General features: G+C 46.5%; 17 protein-coding genes. 13 read left to right on the top strand and 4 right to left on the bottom strand.

All coding sequences use genetic code 11. The features are described from left to right. Nucleotides 1-28 precede the first annotated feature (28 nt). Entirely contained in the window at nucleotides 29-1,291 is a 1,263-nt protein-coding gene (gene ilvA / locus MHH63_RS20810) for a threonine ammonia-lyase IlvA (RefSeq protein ID WP_076104158.1), read from the top strand. Nucleotides 1,292-1,378: 87 nt separating this feature from the next. Here the strand turns inward: ilvA and MHH63_RS20805 are convergent, their stop codons facing one another. Both MHH63_RS20805 and MHH63_RS20800 read right to left on the bottom strand, forming a co-directional pair. Continuing rightward, entirely contained in the window at nucleotides 1,379-2,317 is a 939-nt protein-coding gene (locus MHH63_RS20805) for a hypothetical protein (RefSeq protein ID WP_280753609.1), read from the bottom strand. A gap of 50 nt (nucleotides 2,318-2,367) precedes the next feature. Further along, nucleotides 2,368-3,030 carry a DUF1129 family protein gene (locus MHH63_RS20800; RefSeq protein WP_076187230.1) on the bottom strand — a complete coding sequence of 221 codons (663 nt, stop codon included), beginning with the start codon at nucleotides 3,028-3,030 and terminating at the stop codon, nucleotides 2,368-2,370. A gap of 183 nt (nucleotides 3,031-3,213) precedes the next feature. On the opposite strand from MHH63_RS20800, the gene MHH63_RS20795 reads away from it, so the two are divergent. From MHH63_RS20795 to corA, 8 genes are all read left to right on the top strand, one after another. Then, nucleotides 3,214-3,414, top strand: coding sequence for a hypothetical protein (locus tag MHH63_RS20795; RefSeq protein WP_076309274.1), 201 nt, complete (start codon nucleotides 3,214-3,216; stop codon nucleotides 3,412-3,414). Between the two features lie 878 nt (nucleotides 3,415-4,292). After that, entirely contained in the window at nucleotides 4,293-5,123 is an 831-nt protein-coding gene (locus MHH63_RS20790; RefSeq protein ID WP_076195105.1) for an alpha/beta hydrolase family protein, read from the top strand. Between the two features lie 85 nt (nucleotides 5,124-5,208). Beyond that, nucleotides 5,209-5,985 carry a DODA-type extradiol aromatic ring-opening family dioxygenase gene (locus MHH63_RS20785; RefSeq protein WP_076308431.1) on the top strand — a complete coding sequence of 259 codons (777 nt, stop codon included), beginning with the start codon at nucleotides 5,209-5,211 and terminating at the stop codon, nucleotides 5,983-5,985. A gap of 204 nt (nucleotides 5,986-6,189) precedes the next feature. Further along, on the top strand, nucleotides 6,190-7,287 hold the full coding sequence (locus MHH63_RS20780) for a DUF3048 domain-containing protein (protein ID WP_076104156.1): 1,098 nt from the start codon (nucleotides 6,190-6,192) through the stop codon (nucleotides 7,285-7,287). A 202-nt stretch (nucleotides 7,288-7,489) separates the two neighbouring features. Next, nucleotides 7,490-8,107, top strand: a complete 618-nt coding sequence (locus tag MHH63_RS20775) for a DUF47 domain-containing protein (protein WP_036686871.1) — start codon at nucleotides 7,490-7,492, stop codon at nucleotides 8,105-8,107. Between the two features lie 13 nt (nucleotides 8,108-8,120). Beyond that, on the top strand, nucleotides 8,121-9,113 hold the full coding sequence (locus tag MHH63_RS20770; protein WP_036686873.1) for an inorganic phosphate transporter: 993 nt from the start codon (nucleotides 8,121-8,123) through the stop codon (nucleotides 9,111-9,113). A gap of 81 nt (nucleotides 9,114-9,194) precedes the next feature. Continuing rightward, a complete protein-coding gene (locus MHH63_RS20765) occupies nucleotides 9,195-9,767 on the top strand; it encodes a hypothetical protein (RefSeq protein WP_341172072.1) in 573 nt (190 codons plus the stop codon). A gap of 817 nt (nucleotides 9,768-10,584) precedes the next feature. Continuing rightward, a complete protein-coding gene (corA, locus tag MHH63_RS20760; RefSeq protein WP_076190057.1) occupies nucleotides 10,585-11,544 on the top strand; it encodes a magnesium/cobalt transporter CorA in 960 nt (319 codons plus the stop codon). 82 nt (nucleotides 11,545-11,626) lie between these two features. Here the strand turns inward: corA and MHH63_RS20755 are convergent, their stop codons facing one another. After that, on the bottom strand, nucleotides 11,627-12,187 hold the full coding sequence (locus MHH63_RS20755; protein WP_038568686.1) for a hypothetical protein: 561 nt from the start codon (nucleotides 12,185-12,187) through the stop codon (nucleotides 11,627-11,629). A gap of 429 nt (nucleotides 12,188-12,616) precedes the next feature. Here MHH63_RS20755 and MHH63_RS20750 point away from each other — a divergent pair, with 429 nt between their 5' ends. The 4 genes from MHH63_RS20750 (at nucleotide 12,617) to rlmD (ending at nucleotide 16,416) form a co-directional block, all read left to right on the top strand. After that, entirely contained in the window at nucleotides 12,617-12,907 is a 291-nt protein-coding gene (locus MHH63_RS20750) for a YerC/YecD family TrpR-related protein (protein ID WP_019913624.1), read from the top strand. 3 nt (nucleotides 12,908-12,910) lie between these two features. After that, nucleotides 12,911-13,681, top strand: a complete 771-nt coding sequence (locus tag MHH63_RS20745; protein WP_036680721.1) for a sirohydrochlorin chelatase — start codon at nucleotides 12,911-12,913, stop codon at nucleotides 13,679-13,681. A gap of 230 nt (nucleotides 13,682-13,911) precedes the next feature. Continuing rightward, on the top strand, nucleotides 13,912-14,802 hold the full coding sequence (locus tag MHH63_RS20740; protein ID WP_036680719.1) for a diacylglycerol kinase: 891 nt from the start codon (nucleotides 13,912-13,914) through the stop codon (nucleotides 14,800-14,802). A 63-nt stretch (nucleotides 14,803-14,865) separates the two neighbouring features. Next, nucleotides 14,866-16,416 carry a 23S rRNA (uracil(1939)-C(5))-methyltransferase RlmD gene (rlmD, locus tag MHH63_RS20735; RefSeq protein WP_341172071.1) on the top strand — a complete coding sequence of 517 codons (1,551 nt, stop codon included), beginning with the start codon at nucleotides 14,866-14,868 and terminating at the stop codon, nucleotides 16,414-16,416. A 9-nt stretch (nucleotides 16,417-16,425) separates the two neighbouring features. Here rlmD and MHH63_RS20730 read toward each other — a convergent pair whose 3' ends face one another. Next, on the bottom strand, nucleotides 16,426-17,787 hold the full coding sequence (locus MHH63_RS20730; protein ID WP_341172249.1) for a recombinase family protein: 1,362 nt from the start codon (nucleotides 17,785-17,787) through the stop codon (nucleotides 16,426-16,428). Between the last annotated feature and the right edge of the window lie 294 nt (nucleotides 17,788-18,081).

Below are 18,081 nucleotides of genomic sequence, written 5' to 3'. Positions count from 1 at the left end.
AACAGATAGATAGTGAGGCGAGAGGGTTATGAGAGAAGAGGAAGACCGAATCGTAGGAATGGAAGATATTGTGCGGGCTCATCACGTACTGCGTGAAGTCATAATCCGGACACCCCTACAACGTGATGCTGTATTGTCAGCCAAGTATGATTGTGATGTGTATTTGAAGCGCGAGGATTTGCAGATTGTACGTTCTTTCAAAATCCGCGGAGCTTATAATATGATTCGTAGTTTGTCAGCAGAAGATAGAGCAAAAGGGATTGTCTGTGCGAGTGCGGGCAACCATGCACAAGGCGTAGCCTATTCCTGTAAGGCGCTTGGAATTAAAGGCAAGGTCTACATGCCAAGCACTACGCCTAACCAGAAGGTTAAGCAGGTGCGGCGGTTTGGCGGTGAGTTTGTTGAGGTCATTCTGAAGGGCGATACCTTTGATGACGCTTATGATGAAGCACTGCAAGCTTGTATAGATCATGGGATGACGTTGATCCATCCCTTTGATGAGCCACGAATCATTGCGGGCAACGGCACCATTGCAATGGAAGTGATGGAGAGTCTGGACAACCCTGCAGACTTTATGTTCGTAACCATTGGTGGAGGCGGCTTGGCAGCGGGCATAGCCACCTATGTGAAGACTGTTAGTCCTTCTACCAAGTTGATTGGTGTGGAGCCACTCGGAGCAGCTTCTATGACGGAAGCGATCAAGCTTGGAGAAGTGGTGACTCTAAAGGAAATTAATAAGTTCGTGGACGGAGCGGCTGTAAAACGTGTTGGCGGATTGACGTACGATATTTGTTCCCGTCATCTGGATGACATCGTGATGGTGCCTGAAGGTAAAGCTTGTACCACGATTCTGGAACTATATAACGAGAATGCCATAGTGGTTGAGCCAGCAGGTTCGCTGCCTATCGCAGCGCTTGATCAATATCGTGATCAAATCCGCGGCAAAACAGTTGTCTGTATCATAAGCGGCGGCAACAACGATATTGACCGGATGCAGGAGATCAAAGAGCGTTCATTGATTTACGAAGGCTTAAAACACTATTTCATGGTGAACTTCCCGCAACGTGCAGGTGCGCTGCGTGAGTTCTTGGGCGAAATCCTTGGACCTCACGATGATATTACCCGTTTCGAGTATATCAAGAAGCATGATAAAGAAAATGGTCCCGCGCTTGTTGGCATTGAATTATTGTCAACGGATGCCTACGAACCTCTCATCGAACGGATGCAGCAGAAGGGCGTCGATTATGTAGAGATCAATAAGGATTCTAATCTCTTTAACATCCTTATTTAATTCTCGCATCCACTTCATAATCACGTTAATGAACATAAATAAGCCCGTCCCAATTCAACTCAGGGACGGGCTTTTGTGATTTCTTTATTAGAGAGGTAACGAAGTCTTACGATATTGCTCGACCTCATCGGTCAATTTATAGCTATTGTCTTTCATTAATTTCATGAAGCTATCCAGCTTTTGTAGAAATGGGCTGTTGTCATTATTTTTGGTCAGAATACTGGAATAAGCCTTTTGCGCCTCCAAATCCATTTCCAGATTGTCATAATGGAAGAGAGGAGTGTTATTCTGGCCGTAAAACGTATTATTCACATACATAGTATACAAGGCTTTTACAGCAGAAATTCGGTTTGATTTCGGATGATTTTGAATGAATTGCTCTTGAGATAAAGCTCTGGCTGCTACCTCAGTCCAGGCGATAACTAGCCCATTGTCCTTGGAAGAGGGCAGGTCCGATTCGGTGGCCATAATGGTAATATAAGCGCTGATATCATTGGTGACGTATAGCTTGTACTTGCGGTAAGCCCCATAATCGATCACCGGGAAAAAAGTACCCTCTGCTGTCTCCAGCTTATATCCGCTTTCGCTGGCACTTTTCAGCAGTGTACGTAGCTGGAGATCATCAGTAATAGCGGCAAGAGAAGACATGCTGGCGCCTGCTTTATAAATGGCGGTGAGCTTCCGCTGGACAGTGCTGGTACTGAATTTACTCTCCCAGGCTTGCAGCGCAGCTTTATGCAGATTCTCAAGCTTCAGCGTCAGCATTGTTGCACGATACGAACCTACCGCATACATATTGGAGTTCAAATATTTTATGGCTTCGGGTAACTTGTCAGAGGTAGATAACAGCGGTAACGCAGCTTTATAGACAGCCTCTGCATGATTATTGCTAGCTGCTTGGGTTATTGCCTTAGCGCCTTCCCCAGGAGGGCTGGTAGCACCTTCGGCGTGAATAGCACTGGGCACTATGCCTAGCCCTAAGGCTATAGCTAGAACGGAGTAGAGAATATAATGCTTCTTAATCATGGAAGTTTCCCCCTATCTATCGGATGGAATAAAGTTTTCAGCCTAGGTATTTATTTTTTGAAAAATATAAATTTCAGTCCCAACCCCCCAATGATGCACAGAATTAAGCTTACCCACGGGGATATTGTAATGACCGGAAATAACCGATCGAGGAACATGCCGATAAATACAGCAGCTACTGCGATGCCAATATAGATGCCAAGGCTTTTTATATCAAAAGGTTTGGCACTGGGTGCATCGCTTTCCGACAAGGAAGACATCCATTTCATAATGAGTTCAATTAAGATAATGGAGCCTACTCCCACAGCGAGCAGGGTGAAAAGGCTGATCTGTCCGAACATTCCAGGTGAATCGTCAGTCCATTGGAAGAAGAGTCCACCGATTGCCAATATCCCAAAAAGACAGGTCAGAGCTGCGCAGGGAATCATCAAGTAATAGTTCCATTTACTGCGCACCGGGCGCCCGGGAACACTGTCTATGATTTCTTTAAAATAATCGTGCGGATTCTCGCCGAATACTTGCTTGGCATTTTTCCCTTTACGTTGTTCCTTCAACAGCAGCTTGGCCGCATCCAGCAAAAGTTCTTCTCCGCGCAGGGGTTCAATTCGACTGGCCCGCACCGCAAGAATCATATCTTCTAAATAGGAGCGATTGAAGGGCGTCAACTGCTCACGCAGGGCGTTATTTTCCTTAATCATATCTTTCACTTTCATAATTTGGATGTAAACCTCCAGTGTTGTTAATCGGTATAGTCTTTAACCTAGAGTATACGTTTGCATGACAGGTCTACGCAAGGACAACCATTTCTATGGCGATATGCATAATCCTTTTAGAAGAGTAAACACTGATAATGTTGTTGCTTGATCAATATAGCATTGGGAAAGGTTGGGAGCTTTATGGAACATGAGAATAAGAAAGAACAGGGAAGATTCATGGGCAACGGTTTCGAGCCTACGCCCAATAATTCAATGGGGGATTGGGGCGGCTCCGATGGATTCAGCATGTGGGATTCCGCAGAAGATGCTCCCGAGGGCTTGCTTAAGGATTGGGAAGGCAGCCATGAAACCCATGAGATGTTTAACGACAGCTACGATTGATTAACAACCCTGGTCATTCATCTCGAAAAAACAACAGAGCAGCGATCCTCCGATACTGGGATCGCTGCTCTGTTGTTTTTTGGTGGGGTTCTGAAACCCCGGGAACCCCAGAACCCCGGGAACCCCGGAACCCCGGAACCCCGGAACCCCGGAACCCCGGAACCCCGGAACCCCGGAACCCCGGAACCCCGGAACTCCGGGAACCCCGGAACCCCGGGAACCCCGGGAACTCCAGAGCTCCCAGACCCCCGGTTGTCGTAGTATCCACGATCTTTCGGACTCAGATGACGTTATTAGCCAAATTATCGCCTTTTCAGCACAGTTTCGGACCCCAGTGACGCTATTGCTCGAAAAGTAGCTCTTATTTGCTGTTTTACAGGGTGATAGCGACTATGGGGTCCGATAGAATTCAAAAAGTGTGCTAAATCTGCGAATAGGGTCTTCTGAGTCCGCTGGAGCTACTGAGTCCGTTGAAGCTACTGAGTCCGAAGGAGCTACTGAGTCCGCTGAAGCTACTGAGTCCGATGTAGTTTCTGAGTCCGAAGGAACTGCTGAGTCCGATGAAGCTACTGAGTCCGATAGAGCAGCCGAGTCTGCTGGAGCTACTGAATCCGATAGAGCTGCTGAATCCCGGATTGGCGGTTTCAATCCACTCGACGTGGGAGCCCTAGAGTCATGTTCATATCTTACGGGACACCCTGTTTGTCGCGCAGACTCTAATGCCCAAATACTCCGTGCGTTTATTAAGAATTGTCCCCTTGCTGTTGACAATATGAACGAAATCTTTATAATTAGATTATAATTCATACTAAGTTAATCGGAATTCTAATAAATTAAAATAAATTAAATTATAAATATAATTATAGGAGGATGCGGCAATGGAACGGAATATTGTAATCCGGCATAACGGAGAAGAATTGACGGCGAGCATACATTACCCGAACAAAGAGAAGGGAACCTCTTCGCGTTGCAAGGATAGACTGCCATTAGCCGTGATCTGCCACGGATTTGTGGGGAATCGGATTGGCGTAGACCGGATTTTTGTGAAGGCGGCTCGTGAGCTGGCACAAGAGGGATATATGGTTATTCGTTTTGATTATGTGGGCTGCGGCGAGAGCAGCGGGAATTATGGCGGCGAAGATATGGAATCGATGATCGCTCAGACTAGAGCGGTGCTTGATTACGGAATTAGCTCTGCTGATGTGGACCCACAGCGCGTGACGCTGATTGGCCATAGCCTCGGTGGCGCGGTGGCGCTGCTGACAAGTATTCGCGATCGCCGCGTGAAGAATCTCGTGTTATGGGCCTCTGTTGGTTATCCTTTCAATGATATTGTGAAAATTGTAGGGCGGGAGGCGTATGATCGTGCTGTGAAGAATGGGTCAGCGGATTATGTGGGCTATTCGTTTACACCGGTATATTTTAATTCTTTGGCGGCTTTTCAGCCCTTCCAAGAAGCGAGCAAATTTAGCGGCGATGTACTCGTCATTCATGGCACCTCTGATGATGTCATTCCGGTGGATTACGCTTTTCTTTACCAGAAGCTGTTCTGGACACGTCCCGAAGGACGTTGCGACAAAGAGATCATTTTTCAAGGGGATCACACCTTTTCTTCTGGACCGGCGCAGCAGCAGCTGCTTAAGCGGACTATAGAATGGATGAACGAACAAGAGCATCTGCAGACAGAGTGGCAGAATTGGATGATTTAGGAGAAGGTTTTTATTCGCATTAACTTGCAATAAGCGGTAAAATAAAGATGCACACCATATACTGGGTTATGGAGGTTGGCATCCTATGAAATTACCGTCATTTTTTATTGCGCACGGTTCTCCGCTCCTCGCACTGGAGGATAACGAGTATACCCGTTTTCTGGAGCGGCTTGGTCAAGAACTTGAAGCGCCACGCGGTATAGTAGTTTTCTCAGCGCATTGGGATAGCCCTGAACAGCTACTTACCGTTGATGAACTGCACGAGACACAGCATGACTTCTACGGATTCCCTGAAGAAGTTTACACGCTGACCTATCCGGCCCCGGGCGATCCGGCCCTAACAAGACGGATTTCTGAGCTCTTCAAGGATAACAATCTATCACATCAGCCCGTTCTGGGGCGAGGACTCGATCATGGAGTCTGGGTGATACTGAAAAAAATGTTCCCGAACGCCGACATTCCGGTAGTTGCTTTATCCGTCGATTCCCTGCGCTCTCCCAAGGAGCAGTACAATATCGGGCGGATGTTAGCACCGCTTCGTGACGAAGGCATACTGCTGATTGGAAGCGGTGGACTTGTTCACAACTTGCGGATGCTAAGTGAAAGTGAGCAGCCTGAGGATTGGGCACTTGAATTCGATGCCTGGATTGCCAAGGAACTAGAAGCCTGGGATTTGCCTTCACTTTTTGCGTATGAGAAAAAAGCTCCACATGTACGCGATGCGGTTCCTTCTTATGGAAGAGAGCATTTTGCACCTCTCTTTTACGCGATGGGAACAGCGGATGGCAGCAGGAAGGCAGAGCGGATTTTTCAGGCTTATCAGTATGGGACATTAAGTCTTAATTGCTGGAAGCTAGACTAACTGAATGAATAAGAGACCCGCAGGGTGCAGCCGCAATGGCTGTACCCTTTTTTTAATATAAGAATTTATCTATTCCATGCTATAAAATTTCCTTATGCTCGCTATGAAAAAAGGGAGAAGGTGATCAAGACAAATGGGACTGACTGTGATTAAATGGAAGGAATCAGTGAGTTTCATAAAACGTTTAGGAGGAACTACAAGCTTATGAAAGTAAATTGCTCTTCTTCCCGTCTGTTATCTGCCATTGTATTGACCACCCTATTGCTCTCCGCTTGCGGAACACAGAGTGCAAATAATGAGATCACCCCGACACAGCAGCCTACCGCAGAGCCCACGCCTATCGAAACGATTCAACCCTCACCTACTATTGATCCCGCTGCTGAGCTCGTATCCGGATTAACAGGTCTTCCAGTTTCTGAAGACAGTCTTCCACGTCCCTTGGCCGTAATGATAAATAATGCTCCTGCCGCCCGGCCGCAATCGGGGGTTAGTGAAGCAGATATTTTGTATGAGATTCTTGCCGAAGGTGGCATTACGCGTTTGATTGGTATTTTTCAGAGCCATACAGGTGTGGTGAAAATCGGACCGATTCGCAGCATCCGCCCCTATCTGCTGGATATTGGCGAGAGCTACGGCGGTGTGACGGTGCATGCCGGAGGGAGTCCGGCGGCTTATGCCATTTTGCAAAAAGAGAAAAAAGAAGATATGGACGAGATCGGCCGTGCCGGAGCTTATTTTTGGCGGGATAAAGCGCGAAAAGCACCACATAACCTGTACAGCAATGCAGCCAAACTGCGGGAAGGTGCCGAGAAGCTTGGATTTGCGCAAAGTGTGAAGGTGCCCGGGTATCTTTTTAACAATCCAGATTACATACCGGCGGACGGAGAGAAAGCCGCTGAATTTAGCATAAACTATCTACTCAAAAGTTATAAAGTTGACTATAAATATGATCCTAAACGTCAGACCTATCAGCGTTATGTGAATGACAAACCTCATTTGGATCTAAATAACGATAATCCGGTGGAAGCGGCCAATGTGATGGTTATAGGAGCCGATCACAAAGTGCTTGATGATGTCGGAAGACTTCAGATTGATGTGGAGCTTGGCGGGGAAGCGTTGCTTTTTCAGCGGGGACAGGTCACCAAAGGCAGATGGTCGCGTGAACCAGGGGATGTGATCCGCTTTGTGAGGGATGGAAAAGAAGAGCTGATGTATCCAGGAATTACCCATATTTTGGTGGTCCCTAATGCGCCTTCATTTAGCAGTCATGTGGTATATGGCGGGGCGGATGGTACAACATAAGAAAGTCGGAATATCCAGTGTTATACAGATTTGTGTTCGGAATAATGGGTATGTGTTAATAGAGTGTAAAAAAGTTCATTTCTATAGCTTCTATACCTTGTACGGATATGATAAGATAACAAGGGTTGTCATTCATTTTCATGCTTTTTACATATGAATGGCTCTGTATTCACGGTAATTTTATGTAAAGGGGTTTAAAACAATGAAGTTGAGAAAAAAGGACATATTCTTTGAGACGCTGGAAAATATGGCCGATACTATTGTCCAAGCTGCAGATTATTTTGCTCAGAATATCACTGATCTCCGGAATAATGTCGATAATTTCGCTGCAGAGATGAAAAAGTACGAATCCCAATGTGATACTTACACGCACACCGTCATCAAAGAATTGAACAAGACGTTTATTACGCCGCTTGAACGTGACGACATTATGGACTTGATCACAAGCATGGATGATGTCATCGATGGTCTGGAGGCATCCGCCTCACGTTTCTATATGTACAACCTTCTTGACCCGGATGAATACATTGTGCAATTCGCCGAAATTCTTCGCCAGTGTGCTTATGAAATCCAAAAAGCGGTTCATTTGCTCTCCCAGAAGAAATTGTTGGCGATCCGTGAATATACAATCCGTCTGAATGACCTTGAGAATCAAGGGGACGAAGTGCTGCGTATTTGTACTAAGGTCCTGTTCGAAACTGTAAAAGACCCGATTGAGCTGATTAAACGCAAGGAACTGTATGAGCGGCTCGAGACCACTACAGACAAATGTGAAGATGTAGCCAACATGTTGGAATCGATCATCATGCGCAACTCATAAGGGGTACTAGAATATGGAAACATCTATATGGATTCTTGGAATTGTTATATTTCTCGCGCTTGCGTTTGACTTTATCAATGGATTCCATGATACGGCCAACGCAATTGCTACCTCTGTCTCAACACGTGCCTTAAAACCGCGAACAGCAATTATTATGGCAGCACTGATGAACTTTGTTGGGGCCTTGATGTTTACAGGTGTGGCCAAAAAAATCGGCGGAAGTATCACCGACCCGACCTTGCTTGAAAATGGGTTGGATATCATAATAGCCACGCTGATTGCTTCGATTATTTGGAATTTGATTACTTGGTGGCTCGGAATTCCATCCTCATCGTCTCATGCACTGATCGGCGCTTTAGCGGGTGCAGTATACGTGGGGGCAGGCTCAGCACACATCAATTGGGGCGGGTTTGTGGAAATTGTCGAAGGACTGATTTTCTCCCCAATCATTGCGTTTGTTATTGGTTATATTATCATGACCATCCTGAAATGGATCTTTGCTAAGCGTAGTCCACATACGGTCAACAAGGGCTTCCGCTCTATGCAGGTCCTTACGGCAGCGTTACAGTCGTTCACACATGGTACGAATGATGCGCAAAAAGCGATGGGGATCATTACTTTTGCACTCGTTACCTCAGGACGTCAAGAAACTATGGATGTTATCCCTTTGTGGGTTAAGATAGCTGCAGCTACGGCTATGGCGCTCGGTACCTCCATCGGTGGTTGGAAGATTATTAAGACTATGGGTACGAAGATTTTCAAAATCGAACCTATTAACGGTTTCGCGGCTGATATTTCCGCGGCATCTGTTATTTTCTCAGCAACGCTGCTGCATTTGCCAGTAAGCTCAACGCATGCGATCACATCAGCGATCCTTGGGGTAGGCTCTGCCAAACGTTTCTCTGCAGTGAAATGGGGAGTAGCCGGACGTATTGTGGTCACTTGGTTCATCACGATTCCAATCAGTGCGGTATTAGCAGGTCTGATTTTCAAAATCATTTTTTAAACACCCTTTAATAAAGATGTCAGTTAGCCATTGGGCTGCGGACATCTTTTTTTGTTGTGTGGACATGAGGATGGGTGAAGAATGTACGGTATAAATCCCGTAGAAATGACGAAGTTTGGCGCTAGAGGGGGAATGTACGGTATAAATCCCGTAGAAATGATGGAGTTTGGCGCTGGAGGGGGAATGTACGTTATAAATCCCGTAGAAGTGACGAAGTTTGGCGTCGGAGGGGGAATGTACGGTATAAATCCCGTAGAAGTGACGAAGTTTGGCGATGGAGGCGGAATGTACGGTATAAATCCCGTAGAAATGACGGAGTTTGGCGTTGGAGGGGGAATGTACGGTATATATCCCGTAGAAATGACGAAGTTTAGCGCTGGAGGGGGAATGTACGGTATAAATCCCGTAGAAGTGACGAAGTTTGGCGTCGGAGGGGGAATGTACGGTATATATCCCGTAGAAATGACGAAGTTTAGCGCTGGAGGGGGAATGTACGGTATAAATCCCGTTGAAATGACGAAGTTTGGCGCTGGAGGGGGAATGTACGGTACAAATCCCGTAGAAGTGACGAAGTTTGGCGTCGGAGGGGGAATGTACGGTATAAATCCCGCTGAATTTACCAAATTCGGGGTGGTGACAAAAAGAAGAGCATAAATGCCCTAGAATTAGGGACACTTCGTCGAAGAAGCAGAAAGAAAGGCATAAATGCCTTAGAATGACGGAACCTGACTTGTATGAGGTTGGACCAGCCCAACTTAACACATTTCAAGGGAACCCAGCGCACCTAAATCCAGTCCATCGTAACGTAACCTAGCCCAAATTAACTCAACAGCCTAACGTAATACATTTCAACGGAATCCAGTGCACCCAACCCAACCCAACCCAACCCAACCCAACCCAACCCAACCCAACCCAACCCAACCCAACCCAACCCAACCCAACCCAACCCAACCCAACCCTTACCTTTCTCCCTGCTTTTCTGCCGTCGAAGAATATCGCCTTATTTCCATTATCCCGCCCGCATTCAACTTTACAGGCAAGAATTACATCCCTATCCCACAAGTATTTAATCAGCCCCAAAGTAAAACATATGTTACTTACGGTAAATGAACGCGAGGCGATGGACTCAACCTTTTGCGAAATCAAGGTCAGTCTGCTTACGATCGAAGGGTTGTTTACTATCCCTTATGAGCACCTTTTCACCAACTAATTAGTAAAAATAGCGATAGTAATTCACAGCTATGAATTCATCTCACTCATAAACCCGATACCGACAGCAGAGAATAAGGACAGCTCGCCCCCAGCGCAACCAACCTTACACAAATGAATCGAGCATTAACGAACGACGAAGCACCAAATGTTTCTTAGTCTAGCTTGAGCGGTGCTGCTGGCTATGTTTTTTGCTTTTTGGAAGAGTTGTCTTCTTGCTGTACAATAGAGGCGTGGAAGAAGATGAAGCGGAGGAACATTTATGATACGTACACTTGTTGTCACACATAAAGGTGAGGTGCTGACAGAGATCCCTCTGCAAAATATCCGGCTGGAGGATTATGCTTGGATATGGGCAGATTTTGCTACGCCTACGCCAGAAGAAACGCTTTTGCTGGATCAATATTTTCATTTTCACCCCTTAGCGATAGAGGACTGTATGCATGTGTTGCAGCGGCCGAAGCTGGATCATTATGAGAATGTGCAGTTTTTTGTGCTGCATGCGCTGAATGAGCGGACGTTGGATGCTGAGGAGGTTGACCTATTTTTAAGCGCGAACTTTCTTGTCTCCTATCACCATCAGGAAAAAGCAGAGATGAATGAAGCGTGGGAACAGGTGAAGAGCGAAATACATAGTCGAAAAGGCTGGTCGGGTGGGCCGATGGCAGCTGCATATACGGTGATGGACAAGCTGGTGGACAAGTATTTTCCATGTCTCTACAGTTTAGAGGACGAGCTTGCGGATCTGGAGAGCAGCGGCAGCAGTGAGTCGGTGGAGGAATTGATGAGCCAGGTGTTTGGCGTGCGCGGAAGACTCCTCAAAATGCGGCGGACGATTGTGCCGATGCGCGATTTGATGTACCGGATCGTGAATTCACAGCATGTCCAGAGCAATGGCGAGGAACGGATTTATTTTGGCGATATTTATGACCATCTGCTAAAGCTCTCCGATATGATTGAGGCTGATCGGGAAATGACAGCGGATTTGCGTGACAGCTACATTTCACTCAATTCCAACCGGATGAATTCGATTATGAAAACACTAACGGTAATCACGACGGTATTCATGCCGCTGACGCTTATCGCCGGGATCTACGGAATGAACTTTGTGAAGATGCCTGAACTAGAGTGGAAGTATGGTTATTTTGCCGTGTTGTTGTTTATGCTGGTGGTTGGTTTTGGGATGTTCCGATGGTTTCGACGGAGTGGCTGGTTTAAGTAAAAATAGAGCAGAAGCGCTAACAGCAAATCTCTTTCCTGCGAGAATTGCTGTTTTTCTGATACATAGCTAGAAAACGTCACCGCTATTTGCGGCGACGTTTTCCGGTGGAAGAAGTAGAGCGTCGGCGAGTAGTTGTAGTAGATTTGCGACGGGGTGAGGTGGAGCGCTTTTTTTTGCGGCGATTAGGACTGTACAGGGCAGCATCCTCTTCGGCGGCTAGTGCGCCTGCTGCGCCTTTGTTTTTACCGAAGCTACCCATGAACAGCTTAACCATTGGAGCCATCTGCTGGAAGCCGGACATCACCTTTTGTACTTTACCCATAGAGTTTACGATCCCGTCAATGCCGCCCATACGATCGATGATACCTTTGATTTGCTCCATATTCCCACCAATTCCGCCACCGCCGCCTAAGCCGCTGAGCAGTCCGGCAAGCCCGCCGCTTGCCTTTGTTGCAGCTTCAGCTGCAGGGAGCGCTAGTGCAGTTTCGGTGGCAGCTTCTGCTCCTAAAGCAGGAAGGATTCCGGTCTCACCTGGGAGAGCTGAGGGCGCATATGAACTGAGGCCGGGGTAGGCAGAGGCATTATACGAATCGCTCAGTGAACGCTGATTCCGGCGGGAATGATTATAGTAATGATCAGGCATAATATCACATTCCTTTGTTAGTGGTCTGCTATACTGTATGTCATGGGCGAACATACGGTATAGACGAATGCCCGGGTAATAGGGATAGGAGCGGAAAAGGGCGTATGCCTATAAACAGGTTAAAGTAGTGAAGAAACCGTGTACGAGCTTGATTTTCGGCGCTTTTGTAGTACTATAGTGTAGGCGATAATTCTTATGTAGAGAAAAATACTTGTATTGGGGTACATAAATGGTGTACGCGTGGGGTGGACGTTTGTCCATCATTTTCGTTCTTTACAGCGTGAAATCGTTAATGCTTGAAAAATGCGCTCCAGTGCAATATAGTAAAGGCAGGATAGTGACATTAGGTTGATGTTTCCGGAGCTAGTTTTGTACGGAGCTTAATCAGAGAAACTAATGCTGATAGAACTTTTAGGGGATGAAAAATTGATGCAACTTAAGAAGTTAAATGATAAAAGTATAGACCAATTATTTGAAGCCATTTTAACATTAAAGAATATGGAAGAATGTTATGTTTTCTTTGATGATTTGTGCACCGTGAACGAGATTCAATCGCTGTCGCAACGACTGGAAGTAGCGCGTATGCTTGGCAAAGGTTCGACCTACAATCAGATCGAAGCAGAGACAGGAGCAAGTACAGCTACTATTTCCCGTGTAAAACGTTGCCTGAACTACGGAAATGATGGTTATAAATTAACGCTGGAACGTTTGGGACGCTAATTTATGGTACCGGGCGTACTTATTATCAGTCACGGCTCCCGCGACGAGGTTTGGGTGTCGATTGTGGAAGAGGCCGTAAGCGAATTATCGCTAGATGAAGAGATGCCAGTGGTGGTCTCTTTTTTAGAGCTGGTAGAGGGCCGTCTGATTCAAGATGGAATAAATGAACTGGAACATGCAGGGGTCACAGATATAATTGTGATCCCATTGTTCGTTTCCTCGGGAAGCACACATGTCGATGAAATAGAATATGCACTAGGGGCTAAACCTGCACCTGAACGTGAGACCGATTTAGAGCCGTTCCACGTGAAGGCTAAGGTTCACTATGGTTATCCTGTCGACGATGACCCGGACATCGCTGTGATGATCTGGGACAAGCTCCGTAAGCTGTCTACGGAACCTGAACGTGAGACGATTCTGTTGGTAGGTCACGGCAGCATTTATGATGGCTTCCGCCAGCGTTGGCAGCAGGGCATCTCTTCACTGGCAGGACGTGTACGTGAGGTGAGCGGCGTAGCGGCGGCCGATTATGGTCTGCTGAATCCGGACAGTGTAAGAAGCAAAGTGGAGTATTGGCAGGAGCAGGGTCACGAGGTATTGGTGGCGCCGCTTTTTTTGAGTGAAGGTTATTTCACTAAACATGTGGTTCCGAACAGACTTAAAGGGTTAACCTATAAGTATTCTGGCCAGACGCTTTTGCCGCACCCGCTTCTTCCGCATTGGATTGAGAGACAGGTAGAGACACTCCTCGAACAGATTCGAAAAAAGAGTTAAAAAGCTTCCTTTTTAGCCCACTTAATCATGAAAAATAGTGCCCATTTCCGTGGATAATACGGGATTTGCTGCATAGACATATATATAGTTGTTTTTGCCTAATAAGGTGTCGTGAATTGTTGTATAATGGAATATTTACGATTAATGTCCTCTGACATTGATTGTAGTGGTCCGAATTAGGTATAATCAATTAGGTTATTCTATTATAAAAAACAGGTGGCGTTCCGGTAATGAAAACTGCGAGATTGATTTATAATCCCACTTCTGGACGGGAAGAAATGAAGAAGCGGCTCGCCGACATTTTGGACCGGCTGGATACGGGTGGCATTGAAGCCTCCTGCCATGCAACGACCGGAGAAGGCGATGCTATGTTAGCTGCTGCAGATGCAGTAGAGCGCGGTTATGATCTAATCATAGCAGCCGGTGGGGATGGCACTTTAAATGAGGTTATCAATGGTATGGCGGAGAAACCTAATCTCCCCCCGCTTGGCGTATTGCCACTTGGGACTACCAATGATTTTGCACGTGCGATGGGGATCCCGAAGAATTGGGAAGATTCCGTTGATTTGATCCTTCGTCAAGAGTCGCGTCCGATTGATATCGGTAAAGCCAATGATCGTTATTTCATTAATATAGCAGGCGGTGGCAGTCTAACCGAACTGACCTATGAAGTTCCAAGTAAGCTGAAGACCATGATAGGGCAGCTTGCGTACTATTTAAAAGGTATTGAAAAAATGGTCAGCCTATCTCCTCAGGAACTAATCATTCGTGCCAATGGGCAGGAGGTTATTCATGATGAGTTCATGCTGTTCCTGATTGCAAATACGAATTCTGTTGGCGGCTTTGAAAAGCTTGCTCCCGGCGCTCGAATCGATGACGGTCTGTTAGATGTTATTGCGGTTAAAAAATGCAACCTGGCAGAGTTTGTCCGTTTGGTTAGATTGGCCCTTCGTGGCGAGCATTTGCAGGATAAAAAGGTTGTGTATTTCCGTACGGATGCAATGGATGTAATCTCTCCAGGGCATGTCCAATTGAACTTGGATGGAGAACTTGGCGGAGAGCTGCCGGGTCGTTTTCGGATTTTGCCGCAGCATCTGCGGATTTTTGCTCAGAATAATTAGGGTTGTTTGAAAGTAAGAGTGGGATTATACAGCGATGATAATGAAAGAAGTGAACAATAAATAATGAGTAAACACCGCAGTGGACGCAGCACCAGCCGCCCAGCCGACAAGGCGCCTGTCGCCGGACTGCCTGTGAATAAAAATGATGAGGTTATGCTCGATATTATCGGCATGACCCATGAAGGTGAAGGGGTAGGCCGCGTAGAAGGCTTTACCCTTTTTGTGCAGGGAGCCCTTCCCGGAGAGAAAGTCCGGGCAAGGGTGCTCAAGACCAAAAAGCAGTATGGCTACGCCAAACTGCTGAATATAGTAGAAGCGAGCAGCGCCCGCATCGCGGCGCCTTGCGAGATCTATGACCAATGCGGCGGCTGCCAGCTGCAGCATATGGACTACACTGCTCAGCTGGCGTGGAAACGGCAGCTGGTGGTGGACAACCTGGAGCGGATTGGGAAGCTTCGGGTGAGTGGTGGCGGGGATAGCGGAAAGAGCAAAGAGAATGAAGCTGTTGAGAGTCAGACGGACAGTGCCAACTATGGCGGCATTGCAGATGGTACGACTGATGGCGCTGGAGTAGCTCATACAGATGGCATTCTTGTCCGCCCCACACTCGGCATGGACGAGCCTTGGCGTTACCGCAACAAGGCTCAGGTACCAATTGGTGTAACCGAAGGCGGTCTTGTAGGAGGCTTCTATGCACGCGGAAGTCACCGTATCATCGATATGGAAACCTGCTTAATCCAGCATGAGGATAATGATGACGTTGTGCGCAAGGTGAAAGACATCGGCAGAGAACTTGGCATCTCTGCTTATAGTGAAGAAACCGGTCGCGGCCTGCTGCGCCATGTCGTCGTGAAGAAAGCTTTCCGTACCGGTGAAATGATGGTTGTCCTCGTAACCAACGGCCGCGACATCCCACACCTGGACGCCTGGCTCGGCAGCATCCGCGAACAGCTGCCGGATGTAGTCAGCATCTGCCAGAACGTCAACACTCAGCGTACGAATGTCATCTTCGGTGGCGAAACCCGCGTCCTGTGGGGCAGAGACGTTATCTATGATTACATCGGCGATGTACAGTTCGCTATCTCAGCGCGTTCGTTCTATCAAGTGAACCCGGCACAGACTGAGGTGCTGTACGGTAAAACCGTTGAATATGCCGGACTGACTGGCAACGAAACGGTTATCGATGCCTATTGCGGCATCGGTACGATCTCCCTCTTCCTGGCACAGCACGCAGCCAAGGTATATGGAGTAGAGATTGTGCCTGAGGCAATTGAGGATGCTCGGGCGAATGCGAAGTTAAATGAGATGAAGAATGTAGTGTTCGAGGTTGGTGCCTCTGAGGATGTAATCCCTAACTGGAAAGAGCAGGGGATTACGGCAGATGTTATCGTGGTCGATCCACCGCGTAAGGGTTGCGATCCGCGACTTTTGGAGACGATCCTGGCGATGAAACCGGAGCGTGTGGTGTATGTGTCTTGTAATCCATCGACACTAGCAAGAGACTTGCGGGTGCTCGAAGATGGCGGATACAAGACAGTGGAGGTAACTCCGGTGGATATGTTCCCGCATACGGTGCATGTGGAGTGTACAGTGTGGCTAAAATGGAGGGGATAGGATTAATTCCTATGCCCCCTGTATAAGATTTGGATTAGTGATATTGTAATGTATCTTTAAACTACCATCATCAAAAACTTCAATCTTCTGAATGAGTTTCATAACGATTTGTTTGAGTATCTGCTCATCCTCAATATCAAGATGCAGCAAATTCTTTACTTGTTTCTCAAAGACTTGGATATTTGTATTCAGGTCTTTTTCCTTTTTAACCTGCATCATCAACTCAGACTTACATTCAGAAAGTAATGTGTTCTCATTTCGAACGAGTGTATTCTGAATGCGCCATTCCTCTTGTGTAAGTTCCCCCTCATTTAGAAGATCAAGTAACCTACTCTGCTTTTTTGTGAGCTGGGCGAGTTTGCTTTCAACTTGCCGTAAATCTTTGTCATGGTTGTCAGCACTACATCCAGATTCTTTTTTGAATATGTCAACGAGCCTACGGGTTTTAATCTGGGTTCCGGTAGTTAATGGCTTTAGATGTTGCTTCACTTTAGTGAGTAGATCGTCTGCCTTTATATAGTGCGAGCTACAGTACTTCTTTCCATACTTACCGTATTTCCCACAAGTATATCCGCCCCTGTCCTTTTTAAAATGCATTCCCATGCCGCAATCAGCGCATACGGCGATGTGTGCGAAAAAACTCTCCTGATCGTTACTTCGACGTTCCCCCTCCTTTTTCAGCTTTTGTTGAGCCTCATGAATGTCTTCCATCGAAACGAGTGCCGGATGTGTATTAAGAACAACGGTCTGTTGATCAGAGGGAATCAACTTGCGTTTCTTGGTTCTTAGACTGATAGTCTCACTCCTATTCTGCACCATGTTCCCTGTGTAGAGTGGATTAGTGAGTATCAGCTTTATAGTGCTTTGTTGCCAAAGTAATCCGGCATTTTTAGCCCCTGCTATTGTCCTTGGTGTCGGAATGCCCGCACTATTTAGATACTGTGATAGCCTGTATAGTCCCATATTTTCATATAGATAAAGGCGAAAAATATCCTTTACAACGAGAGAATATCTCGGGTCTAGCTCTAATATACTTTCGTTCCTTATATAACCGAACGGAGGTAGGGAGCCATTAAATTTGCCTTTGGCTGCTTTTTCACGCCTACCGAACTTGACTCGTTTCGAAATGGCTTCACTTTCTTGTTGAGCAACAGACAGGTGGATTGAGAACATCAACTCGCCATCGGCGGTTTTAGTATCAATGTTTTGTTCTATGAAAATCATTCCGATTCCCAGACTGTCTAATTCTCGCTTCATGTTAATCCCATCTTGAATGTCGCGGGCAAATCGGGAGATGAACTTGAACAATACGTATTCAAAACTTGCTCTAGCATCTCTAAGTAGACGCTGTAGATCGCTTCGGTCCTTAATATTCTATCCGCTGACACCTTCATCTTAGTAGACATCGTAAATCATACCAGACCTTTCCTCGATATAACCTTGCGATTTGGTGTCCGATGCTTTCCTTTTGACTATCATGAGCAGTACTTACGTGTGCATAAATGGGGTATCACGTAGGTGTAGTCCTCCTTAGAGAGTTTCTAGTGCCTTATATGTGCTCCCGCTATGAATTTAGTTGGGAAATAAATAGTGGTTGTTAGTGAGGGGGAGTAATTTACAGAAAAATTTAAATTATTTTAACTTAAATCCGACCTCAATCATGGA

Source organism: Paenibacillus sp. FSL H3-0310 (assembly GCF_038002785.1).
Classification (GTDB): Bacteria; Bacillota; Bacilli; order Paenibacillales; family Paenibacillaceae; genus Paenibacillus_AQ; species Paenibacillus_AQ odorifer.
The sequence above is the reverse complement of the archived record's forward strand: the minus strand, read 5'-3'. Positions and strand labels throughout refer to the sequence as shown.

What these genes read in the sequence shown, in the direction of transcription:
- MHH63_RS20775 (WP_036686871.1), top strand. Translation starts at nt 7,490, where the DNA reads ATGAAGTTGAGAAAAAAGGACATATTCTTTGAGACGCTGGAAAATATG.
- MHH63_RS20805 (WP_280753609.1), bottom strand. Translation starts at nt 2,317, where the DNA reads ATGATTAAGAAGCATTATATTCTCTACTCCGTTCTAGCTATAGCCTTA.
- MHH63_RS20765 (WP_341172072.1), top strand. Translation starts at nt 9,195, where the DNA reads ATGTACGGTATAAATCCCGTAGAAATGACGAAGTTTGGCGCTAGAGGG.
- MHH63_RS20745 (WP_036680721.1), top strand. Translation starts at nt 12,911, where the DNA reads ATGGTACCGGGCGTACTTATTATCAGTCACGGCTCCCGCGACGAGGTT.
- MHH63_RS20780 (WP_076104156.1), top strand. Translation starts at nt 6,190, where the DNA reads ATGAAAGTAAATTGCTCTTCTTCCCGTCTGTTATCTGCCATTGTATTG.
- rlmD (WP_341172071.1), top strand. Translation starts at nt 14,866, where the DNA reads ATGAGTAAACACCGCAGTGGACGCAGCACCAGCCGCCCAGCCGACAAG.
- MHH63_RS20790 (WP_076195105.1), top strand. Translation starts at nt 4,293, where the DNA reads ATGGAACGGAATATTGTAATCCGGCATAACGGAGAAGAATTGACGGCG.
- MHH63_RS20800 (WP_076187230.1), bottom strand. Translation starts at nt 3,030, where the DNA reads ATGAAAGTGAAAGATATGATTAAGGAAAATAACGCCCTGCGTGAGCAG.
- MHH63_RS20770 (WP_036686873.1), top strand. Translation starts at nt 8,121, where the DNA reads ATGGAAACATCTATATGGATTCTTGGAATTGTTATATTTCTCGCGCTT.
- corA (WP_076190057.1), top strand. Translation starts at nt 10,585, where the DNA reads ATGATACGTACACTTGTTGTCACACATAAAGGTGAGGTGCTGACAGAG.
- MHH63_RS20785 (WP_076308431.1), top strand. Translation starts at nt 5,209, where the DNA reads ATGAAATTACCGTCATTTTTTATTGCGCACGGTTCTCCGCTCCTCGCA.
- MHH63_RS20795 (WP_076309274.1), top strand. Translation starts at nt 3,214, where the DNA reads ATGGAACATGAGAATAAGAAAGAACAGGGAAGATTCATGGGCAACGGT.
- MHH63_RS20755 (WP_038568686.1), bottom strand. Translation starts at nt 12,187, where the DNA reads ATGCCTGATCATTACTATAATCATTCCCGCCGGAATCAGCGTTCACTG.
- ilvA (WP_076104158.1), top strand. Translation starts at nt 29, where the DNA reads ATGAGAGAAGAGGAAGACCGAATCGTAGGAATGGAAGATATTGTGCGG.
- MHH63_RS20750 (WP_019913624.1), top strand. Translation starts at nt 12,617, where the DNA reads ATGCAACTTAAGAAGTTAAATGATAAAAGTATAGACCAATTATTTGAA.
- MHH63_RS20740 (WP_036680719.1), top strand. Translation starts at nt 13,912, where the DNA reads ATGAAAACTGCGAGATTGATTTATAATCCCACTTCTGGACGGGAAGAA.